Below are 8,585 nucleotides of genomic sequence, written 5' to 3' on the forward strand. Positions count from 1 at the left end.
ACATACTGAACGAACAGCGCCTGTGGCTCAACAAGTTGAATAACGAGAATGAAAGGGTGGACGAGGAGATTATACGCCACTTTATTCACCGCATAGACTTGGAAGAAGAGCGACTGCTGAAAGAGTAAGGCGGCTTTGGGTGTGCATGGTTGCGTTACGGCTTGCGGTGGTTGGCTGTTTGATGTAAAAGACTTGCCGATGCCGTTGCGTGGGCAACGGAAGGGCGTGGGGAGCGCAATGCGTTCTCGGTAAAGGCCTTTCGGCGGTTTCGTTCGTGTAGGCCGCCCTTTTTAACTATTTTTCACCAGTGCCCCATTGCTTGCTATTGCCAAAGCGGGTAATAATGTATAATTTTGTAGTTTGTAAGCTTACACATTATTTATATATAATACACAATACTTCGTATGAAAAAACTAGTGATTATTCGCCACGGCGAAAGCGAGTGGAACCAAAAGAACCTGTTACGGGTTGGGTAGACGTGGAACTTTCTGAAAAAGGAAAGGCAGAGGCAAAACGCGCTGGCGAACTGATGAAAGAGGCCGGGCTTGACTTCGATGTGTGCTACACGTCGTACCTGAAACGCGCCATCAACACGCAACAGATTGCGCTTAAGGTGATGGAACGCGAGTGGTTGCCCGTAATTAAGTCGTGGAGACTGAACGAACGCCACTATGGAGCACTCTCTGGCCTCAACAAGAAAGAGACGGCAGAGAAGTATGGCGACGAGCAAGTGCACATCTGGCGCAGAAGTTTCGACGTTCGTCCGCCCCAAATGGAAGAGGATAACGTTTACTCGGCTCGCAAAAACCCCGCTTATCGCGACGTTCCCGTTGAGGATGTGCCCATGTGCGAGAGCCTTAAAGACACTATCGCTCGTACCGTTCCTTACTTCGAAAACGAGATTAAGCCTCTGGTAATGGAAGGAAAGCGCGTGTTTATCGCTGCCCATGGCAATTCGCTGCGTTCGCTCATTAAGTATTTCGAGAACATCTCCGACGAGGATATCATCAACGTTGAAATTCCCACAGGTACGCCACTGGTTTACGAATTCGACGACGACTTTAAGGTAACCAACAAGTATTACTTGAAGTAATTTGAAAAAACAACTGAGCTAGGTGTACGGCTAACGCCATCGGCAAGCCTATCCCATAAAAAAACTGCACCCCAACCTTCTCTTAGTAAGGTTGGGGTGCAGCTTTTAAGGCATCGCCTATCAACGCGTTCGTCATTGGTTTTGATTGTCGGTGTGCTCTTCGCTGAAAGCGGCAGCTTCGGCCGCAGCGATGATTTCTTCGCGCGACTGTTGGCGAGCCGTGATATGGCTGAGGTCGAATTCGGGGTCGTCGTCAAAGTCAAGCGTCTCTGCGCTTAGCTCTTCAGGTTCCCGTTCTGCATACAGGCGTTGTCGTTTTCCCTTTGGCTCGTCTTTGGGTTTGTCGTCCCTAAACACCTCCATCGGCTTTTCTTCCGCCTTTTCGTTCGTTCGTCTTTCTTGTTTCTTGGTTTTTTCTTCGACACTGCTTGGCACTTCGGGCTTGTCTGTCACCTTATCGCGTTGCGCATCATTACGTGTCTTACGTTCGTTAGCACGCTCCGCCTTCTTTTCTGCGGTGCGTTCTTCCGGGCGTTCGTTGGTGCGTGTTGGGTGGCCGAACGTTCTGCGTGTTCGGCTGTTGGCTGGTTGGCTTTCGGCTTGTTGGCCTCGTTTGCCGTCTCCTTTACCGATGCCTTTGCCGACTCTTTTGGTGCCGTTTGCGGTCCGTTTGCGGGTTTTACAGGCAGCAGTTGTGTTGTTGCAGCCTTGTCGTTGCCCTCTGCGCTGTCCTCGTTCTTTGTTCGTTCGGCCTTGGCAGCAAACACACGGTCGATGAATTGCGGCTCTTTTTTCAGCCTTTCGAGCGTAAGTTTCGATGCCAACTGCTGACTTTCCTTCTTGCTGTACCCTCGGCCGTTGCATCCTTCAACGCCTTCCAGGTGAACGCAGAAAAGGAAGAAGGGACTACCATTCTTGTCCTTGCCCTGCTCTTTTACGATAAAGTCGAGTTTTACGCGGTTTTTCTGGCTCCATTCAATAAGCTTACTCTTAAAGTTCACCTCCTTGTAAGCCACCTTATCAATGTTAATCATCTTGGCTAGGATGCGCTTTTCCATAAATCGCATGCAGCTGGAATAACCGCGGTCGAGATAGATGGCTCCCACCAGAGCCTCGAAGGCGTTGCCGCCCATGTAGCTGTTGTGCGATGAAGTGTGGCCAGAGGAGAGTATCAATCTGCTGATACCCATCTCTTGCGCCAGCCTGTTAAGCGTTTCGCGCTGTACCAGTTTACTTCGTGTGTTGGTAAGAAAGCCCTCCCTTTTGCCGGGGAAGTGTCGGTAAACAATGTCGCCCACGATGGCGTCGAGTATGGCATCGCCCAGAAATTCAAGCCTTTCGTTGTTTACGGGCTTGCCGTTTGCCCCCCGTCGCATTACGCTTTTGTGCATCAGGGCGAGCTTATAGTAGCTAATGTTTCGCGGATAAAACCCAAGAATCTCAAATAAAGACGAGTAAAGCTCCTTTTCCTTACGGAAAGGGAGCCTCACCCTGTCGATAAGATTACTCAGCATACTTCTTGAAGATAACACAAGCGTTATGTCCGCCAAAGCCGAAGGTGTTGCTCAGTGCGGCACGCACCTCGCGCTTTTGTGCCTTGTTGAACGTGAAGTTGAGGTTATAATCAATGTTCTCGTCCACGTCGTCGTCGGCGTGGTTGATGGTTGGGGGTATGATGTCGTTCTGCACGGCCAACACCGTGGTCATAGCCTCTACTGCACCAGCAGCTCCGAGCAAGTGTCCCGTCATTGATTTGGTTGAGCTGATGTTGAGTTTATAGGCTGCATCGCCGAAAAGTTCCTTGATGGCCTTTGCCTCCGAGATGTCGCCCACAGGTGTCGACGTGCCGTGCACGTTGATGTAGTCGATGTCTTCGGGTTTCAGTCCGGCGTCTTCCATTGCGTTTTGCATCACCAGTTTGGCGCCTAGGCCTTCGGGGTGGCTGGCCGTGATGTGGTGTGCGTCGGCACTTGCGCCCTCGCCAACCATCTCTGCGTAAATCTTAGCTCCGCGAGCCTTAGCGTGTTCCAGTTCTTCCAGTACCAGGCAGCCAGCTCCTTCGCCCATGACAAAGCCGTCGCGACTTTTGCTGAACGGGCGCGAAGCGTGTTCGGGGTCGTCGTTGCGGGTGGATAGCGCGTGCATGGCGTTAAATCCGCCCACGCCACAGCCGCATATTGCAGCCTCGGCACCACCGCTGACGATGACGTTGGCCTTACCCAAACGGATGAGATTGAAGGCATCTGCCAAAGCATTGGTAGATGATGCGCAGGCCGAAGTGGTGGCATAGTTGGGCCCGTGCAGGCCGTACATGATGGAAATGTGCCCGGCAGCGATGTCGGCAATCATCTTAGGGATGAAGAAGGGGTTGAACTTGGGTTCCTCGCCGAGGTGCTGCCCATAGTAAGTAACTTCCTCTTCAAAGGTCTTGATACCGCCGATGCCAACGCCGTAAATCACGCCAATGCGGTTACGGTCTTCCTTTTCCAAGTCCAGCGCGCTGTCTTTGATGCCCTGCATGGCCGCGATGATGGCCAATTGGGTGTAGCGGTCCATCTTGCGTGCCTCCTTCCGGTCGATGTAGTCGGTTACGTTGAGGTTCTTCACCTCGCAAGCGAACTTGGTTTTGAAATTGGTGGCGTCGAAATGTGTGATGGGTGCTGCGCCACTTTTACCAGCCAACAGGTTAGCCCACGTCTCTTCGGGCGTGTTGCCAACGGGGGTAACGGCTCCAAGACCCGTCACTACTACTCTTTTTAACTCCATTGAAATGAAAAATATTGCTTTTAAGGGCGTTTCAACCAAACGCGTTGAGTGGAAAAGAAAAGGTCGTTATGAAAACACGTGCACCTTCGCTGTTCCACCCTCTTGATGCGAAAGTTGAAGTCGGCCTTGTTGTTAGTCCCCTTGGGGAAATGTTGAGTTAAGAGATTTTGGTTATGGCTCCGGCATTGCCAGAGGCCATAACCAAAAGCTTGTCACTTTACTTTGCGTTTTCTTCGATGTAAGCGATAGCGTCGCCAACGGTGCCAATCTTCTCAGCCTTGTCGTCGGGGATAGAGATTCCGAATTCCTTTTCGAACTCCATGATGAGCTCAACGGTGTCGAGCGAGTCTGCACCAAGGTCGTTGGTGAAGCTTGCTTCTGGCTTTACTTCTGCTTCGTCTACACCCAGTTTGTCAACGATGATAGCTTTTACTTTCGATTCAATTTCAGACATAATTGTAAAATTTAATAGTGTTTGTAAATAAATTTCATCCGATAATTTCGGGTGCAAAGGAAATCATTTTTATTCATACTCACAAGCATTTCGCTAAAAAAAGCAACTTAAATTGCACATATACCCCCTAATTGTGCATTGATTTTGGCGATTTTAACTACTTTTTAGGATTTAGAAAGGTGTTTTAAAGCACGATGTGGGGTGCGGAGAGGGGCGTATTTTTTGGTGAATTTCACCGATTTATCCTTTCTTGCTTGTGCCGTTTTTTTTAAAGAGGCTGTTTGGAGTGCTTGTTTTAGTGGCTTTTGGGGTGTCTGCAACAAACCCATGTTTATACATCGGTGTCAGTCGCTTATGTTGAAGAGCTTGTTCGGGTCGCCGTTGGTAACCTCGTTGCCGTGCGCGGGTGTCAGTGCGCTTATGTTTAAGAACTTGTTCAGGAGAAAACGCGCGGCGACAGTGGGCCCGACGGACAGGAAACACAATCGTGTTTCTGCTGCATAATCATTGGCTTGCCGTGCATAAAGTGGGGTGGAATGCGTGTGTTACAGATGGGTTAAAGGGGGAAGGAAGGTCACAAGAGCCGTCTTTCCTCGTTGCCGCTTGTCGGCATAAATACCCTTTTTGCGGGCATAGAAATGGGAATTAAGGGCGAGGGAGGGCAAAAAATGCGTGGGCGAAAGGTAAAAAATGCGCGTTTGGAAGGCAAAATGCAGGCCTCGTGATGTGTTCTTCGCGCGTGCGCGCGTAATATATAAGGTGTATGTGCGGCAAGACAACGACGATAGGGCCGCACTCCCGAGCTCCTTTCCTGGGGGAGAGGGGAACTGTACGCTTTTTAATAGCACTACTAAACTCTCGCAAGTGGATAAGTCGAAGGATGATTTGTTCGCTTGCGAGAGTTTAGTGTAGCATCTGAATTTGTGCCAGCCAGCACAAAACGGGCAATGGATTTGTGGTTGTTTATGCTATGTTTTCAGTTGCAGCACAAGCAACGGAAGGCTTGCTTGCCGTTAAAGGCAGGGCACAGATTTCAAGCAATGCCAAGTTTGCTAGGCATTGCAGAGGGTGAACAAACATGTTCGTTAAAGGCGTTATGCTTACTTACGACGTTTGTATTTTGTTGTAACCTTTGTCTTTAAGTCGGTGAGTGTAAGTACGTCTCCGTTAATCTCAACCTTAAAGTCAATTTCTTTGAGGTCGTGTCCTTTGGGGCAGACACTGCGCAGGTGTAGGATGTTTTCTTTGCAGCCGAAGTCGCCCTTGCGCACCAATTCAGTATTTCCGTCAACGATGGTATGCTTGTCCCACGTAAGGTCTTTGTACCATGTTTCAAAAGTGTTTGATTGTCCGCACGAACTGCAATTGCTTATTGGTTGCCACGAACCAATGAGTTGCTGAACAACGGGGTTGTCTCTGTCGTCGTCTGAGCTACAAGCGGCGAATGCAAAGGCTACGCATGCGAACATGGCGCATAACGATAGGTTTTTGATAGTGTGTAACATGATGTTTGGTTTTTAGTTTATGGTATAAATATAAAAGTGTTTAGATTGTAGTTGTCCACGCAGGTAGAACGCTTTTGGCTGGTTTCGCTTAGTGTGCGATGGCTATTTGGGTGGGCAGTAATGATGTTTAGCCGGCTAATGGTGTTGGGTATGGGTGGTTCTCTATGCGGCCGAGCCATAGGCTGCCTTTTAACCGATTGTACTTTTCATGATGGCGCAGTTGAATAACTATGCCTTTTCACTTCGCAAAGTTACAACTAATTTGATTAACTTAAAAGAAAAAGAGAAGAAATTTTACTGAAAGAAGGATGAATTGTTTTATTAATGTGAAGATAAGGATGTCTGTTGGTATTGTAATGGTATAATAAGTTGATAGTAAAATACATTGCTAAGTAAAAGAGCGTGGTTGTTTTTACTGTTTCGTTACGTTGATAGAAAGATTTGTTGTTGGCTTATTGCTGTTTATTTAGCAAATATATCGTATCTTTTTTGTGGGGGGGATATTGTTGGTTTGGGATAAAGAAGATGACAAGGCCGAAAAGCTAATAGCAGCTTACAAGGCCTTGCCAACTTCTTAGTTCATCAATTTTCAAATCCCTTTATTTTATCCTTTCGATAAAATGTTTGGGGATAGTGGGCATTGCGCCGTTTTGTGTGCATACGTATGCGCTGGTTTCAACGGCCAGGCGGTGGGCCTCGCTAACGGAAATGCCACTGAGATAGGCTGCACAGAAACTGCCAGTGAACGAATCGCCTGCGCCAACCGTGTCGGCAACCTCCACTTTGGGCGTTTCTAAGAACGACATGGCACCAGGGGTAAACACATAACTGCCGTTTACGCCGCAGGTAAGCACCAGTGCATCGAGGTCGTATTTGCCCAAAATGAGCCAACATTTGTTGGTCATGTCGAGACCGGGATAGCCAAACAGGCGGCCAATGGTAACCAGTTCTTCATCGTTTATCTTCAAAATGTCGCATCGCTTGAACGAGTCGAGCAGCAGTTCTTCGTTGTAGAAGTTTTGTCGGAGGTTGATGTCGAAGATTTTAAGGCAGTCTTTGGGGGTGGCATCGAGGAAACGGTGAATGGTGTTGCGGCTCACTTCGTTGCGCTGTGCCAACGAACCCCAGCACACAGCACGGCAGTTTCGGGCCACTTCTTCAAGTTCGGGGGTGAAGGGGATGTTGTCCCAAGCCACGCCTTCCTTAATGTCGTAAGTGGGAACGCCTTGTGCATCGAGCTCAACTTGCACCGTTCCTGTGGGGAAAGGCACGCGCGGCATCAGCACGTTGAGCTTTTTATCGGCGAACTTCTGGGCTATTTCGTCGCCCAAAGCATCGTTGCCCAAGGCACTAATGGCCAAGGTGTCTAGTCCGTACTGCGCGGCATGGTAGGCAAAGTTTGCCGGTGCGCCGCCTATTTTCTTTCCTTCGGGCAGCACATCCCAGAGTGCTTCGCCCAATCCAACGATAAGTCGTTTCATATCTTCTTTGTTGTTTTTAGTTAAGTATGCTTACTTTGCGCCAATCTTTCGTCCGTAAGTAAAGAGGTAGACCACGCCAACAGCCATTACAACGGCGGCTCCCCATTGGCCAACGGCATCGCTGGCAGGCCCCATGAGGAGGGGGAATATGGTTCCGCCGAACAGTCCCATAATCATTAGGCCCGACACTTCGTTCTTCTTGTCGGGCAAGGACAGCACGGCTTGAGAGAACACGAGCGAGAAGATGTTGGAGTTGCCGAAACCAACCAACGCGATGGCGGTGTAGAGAACGGCCTTGCTTTCGCCCACGGCTAGGCCCAACATGGAAAGGGCCATCATGCAAACCGACACGTAGAAGAAGGCGCGGTTGTTGAATTTGGCCAGTATGAACGAGCCGCTAAGGCAGCCAAGGGTACGGAAAATGAAGTAAAGGCTGGTGGCAAAACCTGCCTCGTCGAGGCTTATGTGCAGTCGTTCTTGTAGAATTTTGGGTGCGTGGGTGTTTGTTCCCACGTCTATTCCCACGTGGCACATGATGCCGATGAACGATAACAGCACGATAGGCGTTCCCAATAGCTTGATGGTTTCCATGAAGGTAGAGGGTTTATCCTTCATAGGCTCTTCTTCGATGGGCGTGGCCGACAGCATCAGGGTGGCCAAGATGCCGATTACCATGTAGATGGGGAAGAGTACACGCCAGCCCAAACCAAAGTGGGGGATGCTGGCTGCTGCGCCCCAAGCGGCGATAATGGGTGCCATGAACGAGGCGATGGCCTTTACAAACTGGCCGAATGTGAGGGTGGCTGCAAAGCGATCGCCACTGATGATGTTTGAGATAAGGGGGTTGAGCGATGTTTGCATAAAGGCATTGCCGATGCCCAGCAGCGAGAACGAGATTAACATCAGCGTGTAGCTGTTGCCGAAAAGGGGCAAAAGCAAACTGGCCACGGTGATAACGAGCGACACTAGCACTGTTTTCTTACGCCCAATCTTGTTCATGAGCATGCCCGTTGGTACGGCAAAGATGAGGAACCAGAAGAAAACGAGCGACGGGAAGACGTTCGCGGCCGAGTCGGTAAGGTTGAGATCGGCCTTGACATAGTTTGAGGCGATGCCTACAAGGTCGACAAATCCCATGGCGAAGAAACAGAACATCACGGGAATGAGTGTGAGTTGGGTTGATTTACGCATAATTATTTGTATTTAAGGCCTCACCCCTAGCCCCTCTCCAAGGGCAGAGGGGAGGGATATGCCTTGTTGTTTACTTGTTAAGATAGAATGATTGG

At 49.5% G+C, this 8,585-nt stretch carries 8 protein-coding genes; 1 reads left to right on the forward strand and 7 read right to left on the reverse strand.

What is annotated here, in order from left to right:
* The first annotated feature begins 442 nt into the window (after positions 1-442).
* A complete protein-coding gene (gene gpmA / locus BN93_RS00790; RefSeq protein ID WP_316928597.1) occupies positions 443-1,093 on the forward strand; it encodes a 2,3-diphosphoglycerate-dependent phosphoglycerate mutase in 651 nt (216 codons plus the stop codon).
* A 132-nt stretch (positions 1,094-1,225) separates the two neighbouring features.
* On the opposite strand, the gene BN93_RS18285 is transcribed toward gpmA, so the two are convergent.
* The 7 genes from BN93_RS18285 to BN93_RS00825 all read right to left on the reverse strand — a co-directional run bounded on the left by BN93_RS18285 (position 1,226) and on the right by BN93_RS00825 (position 8,490).
* The gene (locus BN93_RS18285) at positions 1,226-1,546 is read right to left on the reverse strand and encodes a hypothetical protein (RefSeq protein ID WP_044259319.1); all 321 of its coding nucleotides are present in this window, start codon (positions 1,544-1,546) and stop codon (positions 1,226-1,228) included.
* Positions 1,543-2,607, reverse strand: a complete 1,065-nt coding sequence (rnc, locus tag BN93_RS16220; RefSeq protein WP_232211057.1) for a ribonuclease III — start codon at positions 2,605-2,607, stop codon at positions 1,543-1,545. Before rnc ends, BN93_RS18285 begins: the two co-directional genes overlap by 4 nt.
* Complete coding sequence (gene fabF, locus BN93_RS00805; protein ID WP_044259323.1) at positions 2,597-3,859, reverse strand: beta-ketoacyl-ACP synthase II; 1,263 nt, start codon at positions 3,857-3,859, stop codon at positions 2,597-2,599. Before fabF ends, rnc begins: the two co-directional genes overlap by 11 nt.
* Before the next feature lie 217 nt (positions 3,860-4,076).
* Positions 4,077-4,313, reverse strand: coding sequence for an acyl carrier protein (locus BN93_RS00810; protein ID WP_006947693.1), 237 nt, complete (start codon positions 4,311-4,313; stop codon positions 4,077-4,079).
* A gap of 1,100 nt (positions 4,314-5,413) precedes the next feature.
* Positions 5,414-5,818: a hypothetical protein gene (locus tag BN93_RS00815; RefSeq protein WP_019186452.1), complete on the reverse strand. Its 405-nt coding sequence runs from the start codon at positions 5,816-5,818 to the stop codon at positions 5,414-5,416.
* A 599-nt stretch (positions 5,819-6,417) separates the two neighbouring features.
* A complete protein-coding gene (locus tag BN93_RS00820; RefSeq protein ID WP_019186454.1) occupies positions 6,418-7,299 on the reverse strand; it encodes a carbohydrate kinase family protein in 882 nt (293 codons plus the stop codon).
* 30 nt (positions 7,300-7,329) lie between these two features.
* Complete coding sequence (locus BN93_RS00825; protein ID WP_044259326.1) at positions 7,330-8,490, reverse strand: MFS transporter; 1,161 nt, start codon at positions 8,488-8,490, stop codon at positions 7,330-7,332.
* Positions 8,491-8,585 lie beyond the last annotated feature (95 nt).

Source organism: Prevotella conceptionensis 9403948 (assembly GCF_000312305.1).
GTDB lineage: Bacteria > Bacteroidota > Bacteroidia > Bacteroidales > Bacteroidaceae > Prevotella > Prevotella conceptionensis.